The organism is Bradyrhizobium sp. 195 (assembly GCF_023101665.1).
Lineage (GTDB): Bacteria > Pseudomonadota > Alphaproteobacteria > Rhizobiales > Xanthobacteraceae > Bradyrhizobium.
This window is the reverse complement of sequence record NZ_CP082161.1, coordinates 2,778,778-2,794,015: the sequence shown is the minus strand read 5'-3', so window position 1 is coordinate 2,794,015 and position 15,238 is coordinate 2,778,778. Positions and strand designations below refer to the sequence as shown.

Below are 15,238 nucleotides of genomic sequence, written 5' to 3'. Positions count from 1 at the left end.
GTGCTCAGAAGGTTACGCCGGCGACCGACAGCTGCTTATTCCCTGTGCGACGGCTTTGCGACGTGCATTTGCTCAAAGGATGGGCGGACGTCGACACTCTCTCCGCCGTCATTCCGGGACGACGCGTAAGCGTCGAACCCGGAATCCATCGGGCCGCAGAACAGTGAGGTGAAATGGATTCCGGGCTCGCGCTACGCGCGCGCCGGAATGACGGCAGAGTGTGGTGCTACCGCCTTGTCCTATACAGCTGCCGATACTCTTCCTCATACGGCGCATAAGAGTCCTTCAGCGTCGCCATGTTCAGCAGCATGGTCGCCACCATCGTGCCCGCCTTGTCGAACACGCGCGTCTTGGCCCAGGCGCTTTCGGTGCGGCGGCTGCCGGAGAGCGCGACCACCTCGCGCTCGACCTCGTAGTCCTCGCCCTCGAAGAGCGGCCCCTGCACCAGCCTGATTTCCTGATCGGCGAACAGGCCGACCGCCGGTCCCTTTGCCGGCAGCGGATCATCCTTGGAGCGGTACTGGAACAGCACGCTCAGCATCTCCATCGGAATGATCGGTCTGCCCCAGGGATTGTCGGCGCCGGAATAGTATGGCGAGCCTTCGGTCATCACGGCGAGCTTCTGCCTGAGAGAGAACGAGTAGAGGTCGCCCATGATCTGGTCGAACGCCATTCGCACGGTCTGGCGCCTGCTGGTCTGCGCCACCTTCACGTCACGCAGGATCACGGGATCGGCGAGCGGCTTGAGCTCGGCAAGACGCGCTTCGAGCGCGGTCGCTGCGTGCGGCTCACCGACCGAGGCGGTGCCGCGCAGCACCTCCGTGCCGTCGCGCTTGACCATCTGGATCTGGCACTGGCGCGTAGCGGGCAACGGCTTTGACAGGATGGCCTGCACCTCCTCGCCTTCGTAGCAGACGCTGCGGTAATGCGCGGAGAGGCATCCCGTCTCGAGCCAGGCTCGTCCCCATAGCCGTTCACCGAGCGGTGCGAACTGGCTGAAATGGGTCGGCCCCTCGATGGTGCCGCCCTTGAAACCGAGCTTCTGTGCGGTGGCATCGTCATGGATCGAGGCGTGCGCGTCGTAAGTTTGCGCTTGCAGCATCTGGCGCGGCCGACGCCACGGCCCGATCAGCGCTTCGGCCGTTTCCGTGATCTCGGTGTCGAACGCGTTTGCAGTCATGGGTGCTCTCCACTGGAAGCCATGACTAGCAGGAGCGCCACGGATGCGGCCAGCGATATTGACTTCGACGGCCCATGCTCTTGACTGTCACAATTCGCGTCGCGCAGCCGCCAATTCCTCCCGCAGCGCAAACCCCACGCCGAATCGAGACGAGGACTTCCGAAATGACGCTGTTGCAGGTCGAGCTGGACGACAAATACCGGCTCGAATCAAAGCGGATCTTCCTATCCGGCACTCAGGCCCTGGTCCGCCTGCCCATGTTGCAGCGCGAACGAGACCGGCTTCAGGGGCTCAACACCGGCGGCTTCATTTCGGGCTATCGCGGTTCCCCGCTCGGCATGTACGATCATGCGCTGTGGCGCGCGAAGTCGCACCTTCAGCAGCAGGACATCGCCTTCGTCCCCGGACTGAACGAGGACCTTGCGGCGACCGCCGTATGGGGCAGCCAGCAGGTCGGCCTGTTTCCCGGAGCCAAGGTCGATGGCGTGTTCGGCATCTGGTACGGCAAGGGCCCCGGCGTCGACCGCTCTGTCGATGCGCTCAAGCACGCCAATGCGGCCGGCACCTCGCGGAATGGCGGCGTGCTGGCATTGGCCGGCGACGACCACGGCTGCCAGTCCTCGACGCTGGCGCATCAGAGCGAGCAGGTGTTCGCGGCGGCGCTGATCCCCGTGATCAATCCGGCGACGCTCCAGGATTATCTCGACCTCGGTCTTTACGGCTTCGCGCTATCGCGCTTCTCCGGCTGCTGGGTCGGCTTCAAGGCGATCAGCGAGACGGTCGAGAGCTCGGCCTCGATTGATAGCGACCCTGAACGTATCAAGATCGTGCTCCCAGACGATTTCGAGATGCCGCCGGGCGGCCTCAACATCCGCTGGCCGGATCCGCCGCTGGACGCCGAGAGGCGCCTGTTCGGCCCCAAGATGGAAGCGGTGCAGGCCTTCGCCCGCGCCAACCAGCTCGACCGCATCGTGCTCGATTCCAAACCGGCGCGCCTTGGCATCGTCGCGACCGGCAAGGCCTATCTCGATCTGCGCCAGGCATTGGCCGACTTGGGGATCACCGACAAGGACGCGCAGGATCTCGGCCTGCGCATCTACAAGGTCGCGCTGACCTGGCCGTTGGAGGAAAGCGGCGCGAAACGTTTCGCCGAAGGTCTCCAGGACGTGCTCGTGGTCGAGGAGAAGCGCGGCTTCATCGAAGACCAGCTGATGCGCATCCTCTACAATATCGACGCATCCAGGCGCCCGACCGTCACCGGCAAGCGCGACGAGAGTGGCGCACCACTACTGCCGAGCGAGGGCGAGCTGACGCCGACGATTGTTGCCTCCGCCCTCGTCGCTCGGCTGCGCAAGCTCGGCCATCACAGCCCGGTGCTGGAGCAGCGCCTCGCCCGGCTCGAGGCCTTTGACAACCCCGTCACCACCAGCGCGCCGATCAAGCTCGCACGCACGCCGTTCTTCTGCTCGGGCTGCCCGCACAACACTTCGACGCGGGTGCCGGAGGGCAGCCGCGCCATGGCCGGCATCGGCTGCCACGGCATGGCCCTGAGCATGCCGACCCGCCGCACCGATCTGATCTCGCATATGGGCGCCGAAGGCGTGAACTGGATCGGCCAGTCGCCCTTCACGACCGAGACCCACATCTTCCAGAACCTCGGTGACGGCACCTACACCCATTCCGGGCTGCTCGCCCTGCGCGCGGCATCGGCCGCCGGCATCAACATCACCTACAAGATCCTCTACAACGACGCCGTCGCGATGACCGGCGGCCAGCCGGCCGAAGGCGCCTTCAACGTCGCGCAGATCGCGCATCAGGTCTGGGCCGAGGGCGTCAAGCGGCTCGCGATCGTCTCGGACGATCCGACCAAGTACCCGCAAGGAAACTACTTCCCGCAAGGCGCGACCATCCACCACCGTCGCGAACTAGATGCCGTGCAGCGCGAGTTGCGCGACGTCAAGGGCCTCACGGTCGTGATCTACGACCAGACCTGCGCCGCGGAAAAGCGCCGCCGCCGCAAGCGGGGGCTCTATCCCGATCCCGCCAAGCGTGCCTTCATCAACGAGCTGGTGTGTGAAGGCTGCGGCGACTGCTCCCAGGCCTCGAACTGCGTCTCGGTTCAGCCGCTGGAGACCGAGTTCGGCCGCAAGCGCCAGATCGACCAGTCGAACTGCAACAAGGACTATTCCTGCGTCGAGGGTTTTTGCCCGAGCTTCGTGACCGTGCACGGCGGTACGCTCAAGCGCATGAAGACGTCGGCCGTCGATTCCGGACAGCTGTTCGCCGACCTGCCGCTGCCGCCGGCACGTGAGCTGGAAGGCCCCTACAACATTCTCGTCACCGGCATCGGCGGCACCGGCGTCATCACCATCGGCGCGCTGCTCGGCATGGCCGCCCATGTCGATGGCCGCGGCTGCTCGGCACTGGACTTCACGGGCCTTTCGCAGAAGAACGGCGCCGTGATGAGCCATGTCCGCATCGCCCCGAAGCCGGAGGACATCTCCGCGGTTCGCATCACCACCGGCGGCGCCGACGTCATTCTCGGCTGCGACATGATCGTCTCGGCAGGTCCCTCCGCACTCAGCCGTGCCGAGCGCGGCGTGACCAAGGCCTATATCAACGCCGATTTGCAGCCGACCGCGAGCTTCGTGCAAAACCCCGATCTCGATTTCGAGATGGGCACGATGCAGACCGTGCTGCGCGACGCCGTCGGCGACAAGAACCTCGACATCATCGATGCGACGGGCATTGCTTCAGCGCTGATGGGCGATTCCATCGCGACCAATCCCTTCATGCTCGGCTTCGCTTTCCAGAGAGGCGCGATCCCGCTGTCGCTGGAGGCCTTGCTCCGTGCCATCGAGATCAATGGCGCCGCGATCGAGATGAACAAGCTCGCCTTCACTTGGGGCCGCCTCGCCGCCCACGACATGTCGCGCGTGCGCAGCGTGCTGCAGTTTAAGGCTCGGGCTGCCGCGCCGACGAAATCGCTCGACGACATCATCGCGACCCGGGCCGGATTCCTGACCGGCTACCAGGACAAGACCTACGCCGACCGCTACCTCGCCGCGGTCGCGAAGGTACGCAAGGCGGAGAGCGCGGCGTCGCCGGCGTCCATGGAGCTGACCGAGGCCGTCGCCAAGAACCTGTTCAAGCTGATGGCCTATAAGGACGAGTACGAGGTCGCGCGGCTCTACACCGACGGCAGCTTCGCCAGGAAGGTGTCCGAGAAATTTGATGGCGATTTCCGCCTGAAATACCACCTCGCCCCGCCGATCTTCGCGAAACGCGACAAGACGACGGGTCGGCTCCAGAAACAGGAGTTCGGCGGCTGGATGATCCACGCCTTCCGCGTGCTGGCCAGGCTCAAGTTCCTGCGTGGCGGCGCATTCGATCCGTTCGGCAGAACCGAGGAGCGCCGCACCGAGCGCAAGCTGGTTGAGGATTATCTCGGCATGATCGACCAGCGGATCGTAGGGCTGCAAGCGGCGCAGATTCCGCTGCTTACGAGGCTCGCGCGCGTGCCCGAGACGATTCGTGGCTTCGGCCACGTCAAGGAAGCCAACATCAAGCAGGCCTCGGCGGAGAAGGCGCGGCTGATTGCTGAGCTCGAGAACAGCCGTTTTGCCGCGGCTGCAGAGTAGCGGGGCAGCCCGCACTCTCTCCACGTCATTGCGAGGAGCTCGCGACAAAATTGCGTAGCAATTTTGCGCTGATGTGACGAAGCAATCCAGAGCCTCACCAGACAGTCAGTGTCATCGCCCGGCTTGACCGGGCGATCCAGTACTCCGAGACGGTGCGGTTCTGCTGATAGGCCGCGGCGTACTGGATGCCCCGCTTTCGCGGAGCATGACAGCGGTGGGGTGGCTAGATCGACGTCTTGGCGGCACTCGACGCTGCTTCCCCACTCCCCTCCGCCAGATGCCGGCCCGCGATGTACCCGAACGTCAGCGCCGACCCCAACATGATGCCCGACCCCGGATAGTTCCCGTTCATGATCGAGCCCATGTCGTTGCCGCAGGCATAGAGGCCGGCAATCGGCGTGCCGTCCTCGCGCAGCACGCGCGCCCGCGCATCCACCTTCATGCCGATGGCAGTGCCGAGATCGGCCGGATGGATGCGCATCGCGAAGAACGGGGCGCGGAGAATCGGCGCGACGCAGGGATTGGGCTTGTGGCAGAGATCGCCGAGGTGGCGCTGATAGACGGTGCTGCCGCGGCCGAATTCGCCATCGCGACCTTCTTTCGCATCGGCGTTGTAGCTCGCGATCGTCGCCGTAAGAGCGGACGGTTTAACACCGATCTTGGTTGCGAGCTCTGCGATATTAGGAGCCTCGATCAACTCGCCACTCGCCACATGACGCCAATAGCCGCGCGTAAACGGCTTGATGCGACCGAGGCCGTAGGCCCACAGGAACGCGCGGTCACAGATCAGGTAGAATGGCCGGTCCGGCTCGCCATTGCCATCACGGAGCATGGCAAGCACGAATTCGTGGTACGACAGTGCTTCGTTGACGAAACGCCGGCCCGCTGCGTTGACGGCGATCACACCGGGCTTGGCGCGGTCGGTCACCATATGCGGGAACACGCCGCGGCTGCCATCAGTCCGGCGGAACAGCGAGGCCGGCACCCAAGAGGCCGGGCTGGTCGCGTCCGTGTTGAGCGCGGCGCTGACTTTGGCCGCGAGCCGAAGTCCGTCGCCCGTCACTGATGTGTTCGTCGCCGAAACAAATCCGGCTGCCGCCGGAAAAAGGCGCTTGCGCAACACAGCGTCATGCGAAAAGCCGCCGGTCGCCAGCACGACGCCGCGACGCGCGGCGATCGGCCGGTCGCGGGAGCCGTGACGGATCACCACGCCGCTGACGCGATCACCCTGCATCGAGAGATCTTCGACGTCGGCGCTGAAAAGAATTTCAACCCGCCGCGAAAGCAGCGAGGCATAGAGCCGCGCAGCAAGCGCATTGCCAAGATGCAGCGTGGTGCCGCGCGGGCTGCGCAGCCGCTGCAATGCATATTCGGAAATCAGCCGCGCCGCACGCAGGGTCGAGCGCAGCGATTTCCCCGCCTTCCGCAGGTGCGGAATGTCGAGACGATTGACCATCATCCCGCCGAACAATGTGAACTCCGGCAGCGGTGGCCGCAATCGCGCAAAGGCGGCGCCCAGCCGCGTGCCATCGAACGCAACCGGCTCCAGCACACGGCCGCCGGGCGTTGCGCCCAGCCGTTCCGGATAATAATCCGGATAGGTTTTCACCGGCTGAAGCCGCACCTCGGTGTTGGCTTCGAGATAAGCGATCACTTCGGGCCCGCGCGCGAGAAAGGCGGCGCGCAGGCCGGCATTGGCGGGCTCGGGCACCGTGCCCGACAGGTACTGCACGGCATCCGCGACACTGTCGGAGAGCCCTACCTCTTTCATTTTGGCATTGGCGGGGATCCAGACCATGCCGCCGGACCAGGCCGTGGTGCCACCGACAAAGGCGCTCTTCTCGATCACCAGCACGCGCAGGCCTTCGGCAGCGGCCACGGCCGCCGCCGTCATGCCACCGGCACCGGCGCCGATGACAATGACGTCGTAGGTCTCGTGCGCCGGCATCATGCGGCAAGGGTCGGGAAGCGAGGCATGGCACCGTCATACCCCGCCCCGACCGTGGAGCGCTAGCGTTGCGGCTTGCGCTCGATCGGGTCGATGTCGATCGCCCGCAGACGGCCGAGCCGCAGCACGTCCATGGCGAGCCGCCGGCCGATACGGTCGCGGTCGAGCACGCGGATCAAATCGTCGACGCCATTGATCTCGATGCCGTCGAGCCTGATCACGACGTCGCCGGGCAGCAGGCCCGCCTTCGCCGCCGGGCCATCCGGCTCGATCTGCGCGAGCAGCGCGCCCATCTTGTTTTCGACCCCGGCCAGCACCGCATGCCGCCGCGGCACCGGTGCGGTCTGTCCGGCGACGCCGATATAGGCGCGGCGGACATAGCCGTGGCGGATGATCTCCGACAGCACGAATTGCGCGGTGTTGCTGGCAACCGCAAAGCAGATGCCCTGCGCGCCGTTGATGATGGCGGTGTTGATGCCGATCACCTCGGCGTTCGACGACACCAGGGGACCGCCGGAATTGCCGGGATTGAGCGCGGCATCGGTCTGGATCACGTCCTCGATGGTGCGCCCGCTCACCGAGCGGATCGAGCGCCCCAGCGCCGAGACCACGCCGGCGGTCACGGTCGATTCGAAGCCGAGCGGATTGCCGATCGCGATCACCAGCTGACCGCGACGCAAGGTCTTGGAGTTGCCGAGCGCGGCATAGGGCAAATCGCGCACGCCGTTGGCGCGCAGCAGCGCAAGATCGGTGTCGGGATCGACGCCGAGCACCCGGGCATCGCCGACATGGCCCTCGACGTCCCGCAGCCGAATCTCCTTCGACGAGCCGACTACATGGCTGTTGGTGAGAACGAGTCCGTCAGGCGAGATCACGATGCCCGAGCCGAGCCCACCGCGTTCGCGGCCGTTCGGCACCTTTGGCCCGGTCTCGACGCGCACCACGGCAGGGCCGACGCGGTCGGTCACGTCGATCACGGCATTGGAATAGGCATCCAGCAGAGCCCGGTCATCGATCGGAGCAGCAGCCGCCGTTCGCGATGACGGTGCGTCATCGGCGATATCTGAGGTAATATCCAGCATGGCAAGAGTCCTTGAAGGCTCACACAGATGGTGGCCTGTTCCCTGTCGCGCAAGGTGCACGCCCGCAGCGCAGGGCTGGACTACCCAGGTGGCTAGGGCGCCCTTCTCAGGCTGACAGGTCTTGCCCTGACGGGATCGAGCAACGACCAGTCGCCGTCCGGGAGCACATGGCCCTTGGGAAACGGCGCGCGCAGCTCAAGTCCGAGCGAGTGCAGCACGCGATCGTCGCGATAATAGCATTGTAGCACGACGCGGACGAGTGTTGCGGCGGCCGCGCCGCCGTGCTCGCGAAACTCCTGCGCCACCGCATGGCGCCTGGCAGCATCGAGCCCGGCGAGCGGCTGACCTGCCAGCCGCGCCAGATGATCCAGCGCTGCCGTCACCAACTTGGTATCGCGGCCGAGCGTTGCCAGCATGTCGGCCTGGATCACGGGATCGTCGGCGCCCGGGACCTTGTACTCGTCGCTGGCGGGAACGATCATCGCGGCGATGGTGCGGAGATCATCGCGCTGCCGCGGCGTCAGGGAAAGTTGATCAGACATTGTGTCCTCTTCTGGCGCAGCGGTGAAGGTGTGCTCCCTCCCTCGCTTGCGGGGGAGGGTTGGGGAGAGGGTGTCTCCACGGAGGGAATCCCCCAGAGGAAAGAGCCCTCACCCGGCGCGTTGCGCCGACCTCTCCCGCAAGCGGGAGAGGTGCACCGAGCGCGGAGGTCGCTTCATTCTTCGTCATGTTCAGTCGAACAAATTGGCCAGGCGCTGCTTCATCTGGTCGGCGATGTACAGCGCAAGGGCCTGGATGGTGGAGGTCGGGTTCACCCCGCCCGAGGTGACGAAAATGCTGCCGTCGACAATGAAGAGGTTCTTCACGTCGTGCGTGCGCCCCCATTCGTTGACGACGGAACGCGCGGGATCGGTTCCCATCCGCGCGGTGCCGAGCAGGTGCCAACCGCCCCAGGGGATGGGCGAGTTGATGCAGATATCGGTGGCGCCTGCCGTCTCGAGGACCTCCCGGCCGCGCGCCAGCGCATGCTCCATCATCTTCCGGCTGTTCTCGCTGATCGTGTAGTCGATCTTCGGCGCGGGAATGCCGTGGCTGTCCTTCAGCACCGGATCCAGCGTGACCTGGTTGTGCTCCTCCGGCAGATCCTCGCAGATCGCGGAGAAGCCCAGCCGATGGCCGTTCAGCTTGCGGAAGACGCGATGGTGATCATCGCCCCAGGGCAGAATGCCCTTCTGCTCGCTGACGACAGCCTCGAACACCGGCCCTGCCCCACGCACGAACTGCACGCCATAGCCGCGCACGAAGCCGCGCGACAAGTCGGTGTCGTACCATTCCTTGCTCCACAGGCAGGTCGGCGGCGCGCGGTTGCTATCTGTCGGCTCCTTCACGTAACCGTAGATCTGCGCATAAGGATGGAACATCAGGTTCTTGCCGACGAGGCCTGACGTATTGGCAAGGCCGTTCGGAAAGCGCGAGGACGCCGAGTTCAGCAACAGTCGCGGCGTGCCGACGCCGTTGCAGGCGATGATGACGACATGCGCCGGCTGGAACTGCTCGACGCCGTCCTTGTCGTAATAGACCACGCCCGAAGCCATGCCGTTCTCGTCGGTGGTGATCTCGCGCACCCGGCAATGGGTGCGCAGCTCGACGCCGGCGCGGATCGCATGCGGCCAATAGGTGATGTCCGTGGAGGATTTTGCGCCTTGCGCGCAGGCCGGCGTGCAATGGCCGAGATTGATGCAGCGTGCCCGGCCTTCATAATCCATCGTCGCGACCGTCGTGTCCGACGGCCACCAGTGCCAGCCGAGCTTGTTCATGGCCTTGCCGATGATGGCGCCGGACAATCCGAGCGGCTGCTGCGGCATCGGCGGATGCGTCAGCGGCGAGAGCGGATCGCCCGACAAGCCGGACGTGCCCATCATGCGGTCATTCTCTTCGAAGAACGGGGTCAGCGCGTCGTAATCGATCGGCCAGTCCTCGGCGACGCCGTCGAGCGTCTTCACCTTGAAATCGGAAGGATGCAGCCGCGGCCAGTGCGCGGTGTGCATCACCGTCGAGCCGCCGACCGCGTTGTAGTTGACGACCTTGATCGGCGAATTGTCGTCGTTAACAGGATAGTCCTCGGGCCGGCCGCGAACGTTCGGGCTCGACGACCATTCACCGTAGAATTTCGCCTCCCAGTCCCGACCCGTGCTCGGATATTCCGCCGGGTTCATCCAGCCGCCCTGCTCCAGGCAGAGAATGTGCATCTTGGTCTCGGCCAGCGACCACGCCACCGCGGCGCCCGAAGCGCCAGCGCCGATGATCAGGACGTCCACGGGGTCTTTCATCGCAACCTTTTTCCTCCCGCCCTCGCCGCTTTCCGGGCGATTCGGCCTGCACGGTCGGCAAGGCCGCAAACGATAGGATCAGAGCGGGCGGGGAGTAAAGCCGCGAGGCCGGAATGTCGCACTTCGCAGGGTGCAGACCATTGGTATCGCCCCGTCCGAATGCTAGGAACAGGCGCCCGAGCCATCGATAGCGAGACCGTATGTCCTTCCGAAATGTCTTTGCCGCCGCCCGCGCTTTTGCGCTCGTTGGGTTTTTCGCCCTGTCCGGATTCCTGGCGTCCTCCGAGCCGGCTTCCGCGCTGACCGCCGCCGCGACGGTCCGCGACGGCAATTCCATCCAGCTTGGCGACGCCACCTATCGGCTCGACGGCGTCGACGCACCCGAGCTGGACCAGGTCTGTATCGACGATCACGCCGATCCCTGGACCTGCGGCATCGAGGCTCGTGACCAGCTGACCAAGCTGATCGGCAAGCGGACGGTGCGCTGTGACGATGTCGGGCCGGAGAAGAGTTTTGGCAAGCGGCACCGGGCGATCTGCACGGCTGAGGGCGACAAATCGACTTTGAACGAACAGCTGGTCAAGCTCGGCTTTGCTGTCGCTCGGGAGCCGATCAAAGCGAACGTCAAGCCGGCCGCGACCGAAGCCAAGACAGCCGGCGTCGGCATCTGGAAAGGCTGCTTTGTTGCACCGCAGGACTTCCGCGCCGGCAAAAAGGACGGCGCATTGCTGGGCGCTGCCTGCCGCCAGGACCGCGACAAGGAAATCCGCACCGTGCTGTTCCCGGAGGAGCTGACGATGCCGCCGAGCTGCAGCATCAAGGGCAAGCTCGCGGTACGCGCGCGCGTCACCGGCAATATCGGCATCTATCATCTGCGCGGCTGCCCAAGCTACCCGGCAACCACCAAGCCCGACCGCTGGTTCTGCTCGGAGGACGACGCTCAGGCCGCCGGCTTCCGCAAGGCCTATAATTGCCGCCGGCCAAAGTGAAAAAATCGCTCACACACCCGTGAGTGGTAGTCCGAGACCGTATTGATCCGGAATTGAACTTCATCGGGAGTTGCCGCATTGGTATGCGGACGCAAGCGCTTGCGCGTGCGTTTCCTTGGCGGCAATCCGGCTCCGGCCCGATTGTCTTGCTTGGGCGTTTCCTCCCTAGACTTGGGCCGCTTGTCATCACAAGCGGCTCTTCTTTTTAGGGCGGGTTCCATCACTGCATCCGCATGATGTGGTCCATCGGCGGCATGTTGGCGTTCAGATGCGCCATGATCCAGACCGTCCCTCCGACCACGAGGAAGACCACCAGCAGCCCGAAGGCGAGCGCCAGCACGTTGTTGGTGTTGTCCGGGCCAGTGGTGATGTGCAGGAAGAACACCAGATGCACGCCCATCTGCGCGATCGCGAGCACGATCAGCGCGACGGGGATGGACGGTTGCCAGACCAGATCGGTGCCGGCGATGAAGAACGACGTCGCCGTGAGCAGCAGCGCCAGGACAAGGCCGACGACGTAGCCGAGGATGCGGGTGCCGACACTGTGTTGCTCTTCGTCACCTGGCGCGAGATCGTGCCCGGCCGGCACATGCGTCTGATCGCTCATGCGGCGCTCCCAAGCAGGTAGACGACGGAGAACACTGCGACCCAGATGATGTCGAGCGCATGCCAGAACAGCGCAAAGCACATCATCCGGCGCAATATGTCGGCACGGAACCCCTTGGCGAACACCTGGGCCATCATGGTGAGCAGCCACAAGACGCCGGCGGAAACATGCAGGCCGTGGCAGCCGACCAGCGAGAAGAATGCGGTCAGGAACGCGCTGCGGGACGGGCCATAGCCGCGCGCGACGAGATCGGCGAATTCGCGGAACTCGAGAACGAGGAATATGAGACCGAGCACGCAGGTCACGCTCATGCCGAGATAGAACCAGAACCGGTTGCGCACATCGGCCGCGATGCTGGCCATGCCGCAGGTGAAGCTCGACAAGAGCAGGCAGACCGTCTCGATCGCGACGTTCTTCTGCTCGAAAATCTCCGAACCTTTCGGCCCATCCGCGGTCTGGCCGGACAGCACCGCGTAGGCTGCAAAGAAGCAGGAGAACATCACGATGTCCGAGAGCAGGAAGATCCAGAAGCCGTAGGCGGTCACGATCCGCTTCGACGCGGGTCCGGGATGCTCGATCACGACGCCGATGTGATGGGGATCGGCGTGCGCGTGGCCGGCTGTCGCGGTCATCGTCATCAGACGGTCCCCGCCATGCTGACAAGGCTGCGCCGCTCCTCAATATTCACGCGGTCTATCGTCGCGACCTCCTCGGCCGGGATGACGTATTCGTCGTGGTCCCGCCAGGCGAACACGACGAAGGTCGCCCACGCGCCCAAGCCGCCCAGAATCACCATCCACCAAATGTGCCAGATCAGCGCAAAGCCCATGATGGTGGCGAAGAACGCGCAGACGAAGCCGGTCGGGGAATTCCGGGGCATCTCGATATCCTGGTATTCCGGCCTGTCGCGTTCGAGCGATTGCTGTTGGGCGTGAGCCTTCATGTGCCAATAAGCGTCCTCGCCGCGCACATCCGGATTGAGGGCGAAATTGAACACGGGCGGCGGCGACGAGGTCGCCCATTCCAGCGAGCGGCCATCCCAGGGATCGCCAGTGCGGTCGCGCAGAGCCTCGCGATTGCGAATGCTGACCACGAGCTGCACGATCTGGCAGATCACGCCGATCGTCAGCACGGCCATGCCAGCGGCTGCAACGATCATCCAGGGCCGCCACGCCGCGACGTCATAATGCTGCATCCGCCGTGTCATACCGAGCATGCCGGCGATATAGAGCGGGATGAAGGTGATGAAGAAGCCGAGGAAGGTGAACCAGAACCCGGCCTTGCCCCAGCGCTCGTCGAGACGGAAGCCGAACGCCTTCGGAAACCAATATTCGAAGCCGGCGAAGGCGCCGAACAGCACGCCGCCGATGATGACGTTGTGGAAGTGCGCCACCAGGAACATGCTGTTGTGAAGCATGAAATCGGCCGGCGGCACGGCGAGCAGGACGCCCGTCAGACCGCCGATGATGAATGTCACCATGAAGCCGACCGACCACAGCATCGGCGTCGCGAAACGGATGCGGCCGCCATACATCGTGAACAGCCAATTGTAGATCTTCACGCCTGTCGGTATCGCGATGATCATGCTGGCGATGCCGAAGATGGCGTTCACGTCGGGGCCCGCACCCATCGTGAAGAAATGGTGCAGCCAGACCATGAAGGAGACGACGCAGATTGCCATGGTCGCGAGCACCATCGAGCGATAGCCGAACAGCGCCTTGCCGGAGAAGGTCGAGACCACCTCGGAGAAGATGCCGAACGCCGGCAGCACCAGGATGTAGACCTCGGGATGGCCCCAGGCCCAGATCAAATTCATGAACATCATGACGTTGCCGCCGGCCTCGTTGGTGAAGAAGTGGAAGCCGAGGTAACGGTCGAGCAAGAGCATCGCGAGCGTGGCGGTGAGGATCGGAAAGGCTGCGACGATGAGAAGATTCGAGGCCAGCGTGGTCCAGCAGAACATCGGCATGCGCAGATAGTTCATGCCTTTGGTGCGCAGCTTCAGCACGGTGGTGACGAGGTTGATGCCGGCCACCAGCGTGCCGACGCCGGATATCTGGAGCGACCAGGCGTAGTAATCGACGCCGACCCCCGGTGAATAAGACAGTCCCGACAGCGGCGGAAAGGCGAGCCAGCCGGTGCGCGCGAATTCGCCGATTACGAGCGAGAGATTGACCAGCAGCGCGCCGGTCGCGGTCAGCCAGAACCCGACCGAATTGAGCGTCGGGAACGCGACGTCGCGCACGCCGAGCTGAAGCGGCACGACGAGGTTCATCAGCCCGATCACGAAGGGCATCGCCACGAAGAAGATCATGATGGTGCCGTGCGCCGAGAAGATCTGGTTGTAGTGCTCCGGCGGCAGATAGCCCTGCGACTGATAGGCGATGGCCTGCTGGATCCGCATCATGATGGCGTCGCTGCCGCCGCGCAGCAGCATGACCGAAGCCAGCAGAATGTACATGACGCCGATCCGCTTGTGATCGACACTGGTGATCCACTCGTGCCAGAGATAGGGCAGATGTCCCTTCACCACGACCCAGACCAGCACCGCGAGGATCGCGATCAGCACCACCGCGCCCGCAATCAGCGGAATCGGCTGGTCGAACGGGATGGCCGACCAATCGAGCTTACCGAGCATCATGGCCTCCACTGTGCGGCCGGCCCGCTTCGGATGCGAGCTCCGGTCCTGGACCTGGCGGAATGTGCTGGGTCGCGATCAGGTCGAACAGGCGCGGGTCTTCGAGACGATAGGTCGGCCTGCCCTTCTCGATGCCCTGCTGCATCAGCTTCTTGTAGCTGTCCTCATTCAGCACGGCGTCAGACCTTGCCGTGGTCGCTACCCAATCGGGAAATGCGAGCGGCGAGATCACGTTGACGTCGAACATCATGTCCGGAAACCCGTCGCCCGAGAAATGCGCCGACAGTCCCTGCAGCTTGCCTTCATTGTCGGCGCGCAGGTTCAGCTTCGTCACCATGCCGTTCATGGTGTAGATCATGCTGCCCAGTTGCGGGATGAAGAACGTGTTCATCACGCTCGATGACGTCAGCTGGAAATTCAGCTCGGCACCGGCCGGCACTGTCAGCGAGTTAACAGTGGCGATGCGCTGATCCGGATAGATGAACAGCCACTTCCAGTCGAGCGAGACGGCCTGGATGCGGACCGGGCTGCCGGTGCCCGGCACGGGTGCCGCGGGATCGAGCTGATGCGAGCCGATCCAGGCGACGCCACCGAGCAGGATGACGGTGAGCGCCGGAATGGCCCACACCACCATCTCGACCCGGCCGGAATAGACGAAGTCCGGCTGAAACCGCGCGCGCGGATTGGATGCGCGAAACCAGAACGCAAATGCCAGAATCGCGACAATGGTCGGCACCACGATCACGAGCATGATGAAGACGGAATCGACCAGAATGGTGCTGTTGGCCGCAGCCACGGGCCCTTGTGGATCGAGCAGATTCAT

Annotated in this window: 11 protein-coding genes; 2 read left to right on the top strand and 9 right to left on the bottom strand. The window is 64.4% G+C overall.

All coding sequences use genetic code 11. The features are described from left to right. Positions 1-226: 226 nt before the first annotated feature. A complete protein-coding gene (locus IVB26_RS12975; protein WP_247972018.1) occupies positions 227-1,180 on the bottom strand; it encodes a hypothetical protein in 954 nt (317 codons plus the stop codon). A 164-nt stretch (positions 1,181-1,344) separates the two neighbouring features. Here IVB26_RS12975 and IVB26_RS12970 point away from each other — a divergent pair, with 164 nt between their 5' ends. Beyond that, positions 1,345-4,821 carry an indolepyruvate ferredoxin oxidoreductase family protein gene (locus IVB26_RS12970; protein ID WP_247972017.1) on the top strand — a complete coding sequence of 1,159 codons (3,477 nt, stop codon included), beginning with the start codon at positions 1,345-1,347 and terminating at the stop codon, positions 4,819-4,821. 223 nt (positions 4,822-5,044) lie between these two features. Here the strand turns inward: IVB26_RS12970 and IVB26_RS12965 are convergent, their stop codons facing one another. The 4 genes from IVB26_RS12965 to IVB26_RS12950 form a co-directional block, all read right to left on the bottom strand. After that, positions 5,045-6,772, bottom strand: a complete 1,728-nt coding sequence (locus IVB26_RS12965) for an FAD-dependent oxidoreductase (protein ID WP_247972016.1) — start codon at positions 6,770-6,772, stop codon at positions 5,045-5,047. Positions 6,773-6,831: 59 nt separating this feature from the next. After that, complete coding sequence (locus IVB26_RS12960; protein ID WP_247972015.1) at positions 6,832-7,851, bottom strand: S1C family serine protease; 1,020 nt, start codon at positions 7,849-7,851, stop codon at positions 6,832-6,834. Between the two features lie 92 nt (positions 7,852-7,943). After that, the gene (locus IVB26_RS12955) at positions 7,944-8,393 is read right to left on the bottom strand and encodes a hypothetical protein (protein WP_247972014.1); all 450 of its coding nucleotides are present in this window, start codon (positions 8,391-8,393) and stop codon (positions 7,944-7,946) included. A 189-nt stretch (positions 8,394-8,582) separates the two neighbouring features. Further along, positions 8,583-10,181, bottom strand: coding sequence for a GMC family oxidoreductase (locus IVB26_RS12950; RefSeq protein ID WP_247972013.1), 1,599 nt, complete (start codon positions 10,179-10,181; stop codon positions 8,583-8,585). A gap of 200 nt (positions 10,182-10,381) precedes the next feature. Here IVB26_RS12950 and IVB26_RS12945 point away from each other — a divergent pair, with 200 nt between their 5' ends. After that, a complete protein-coding gene (locus IVB26_RS12945) occupies positions 10,382-11,170 on the top strand; it encodes a thermonuclease family protein (RefSeq protein ID WP_247972012.1) in 789 nt (262 codons plus the stop codon). Between the two features lie 220 nt (positions 11,171-11,390). Here the strand turns inward: IVB26_RS12945 and cyoD are convergent, their stop codons facing one another. Genes cyoD through IVB26_RS12925 form a run of 4 tightly spaced genes read right to left on the bottom strand, consistent with a single transcriptional unit; the run spans position 11,391 to position 15,238 of the window. Continuing rightward, a complete protein-coding gene (gene cyoD, locus IVB26_RS12940; RefSeq protein WP_247972011.1) occupies positions 11,391-11,777 on the bottom strand; it encodes a cytochrome o ubiquinol oxidase subunit IV in 387 nt (128 codons plus the stop codon). After that, on the bottom strand, positions 11,774-12,415 hold the full coding sequence (locus IVB26_RS12935) for a cytochrome (ubi)quinol oxidase subunit III (protein ID WP_246921277.1): 642 nt from the start codon (positions 12,413-12,415) through the stop codon (positions 11,774-11,776). Before IVB26_RS12935 ends, cyoD begins: the two co-directional genes overlap by 4 nt. Continuing rightward, on the bottom strand, positions 12,415-14,415 hold the full coding sequence (gene cyoB, locus IVB26_RS12930) for a cytochrome o ubiquinol oxidase subunit I (RefSeq protein WP_247973145.1): 2,001 nt from the start codon (positions 14,413-14,415) through the stop codon (positions 12,415-12,417). The genes IVB26_RS12935 and cyoB overlap by 1 nt, the downstream gene beginning before the upstream one ends. Continuing rightward, positions 14,405-15,238, bottom strand: a complete 834-nt coding sequence (locus IVB26_RS12925; RefSeq protein ID WP_247972010.1) for a cytochrome ubiquinol oxidase subunit II family protein — start codon at positions 15,236-15,238, stop codon at positions 14,405-14,407. The genes cyoB and IVB26_RS12925 overlap by 11 nt, the downstream gene beginning before the upstream one ends.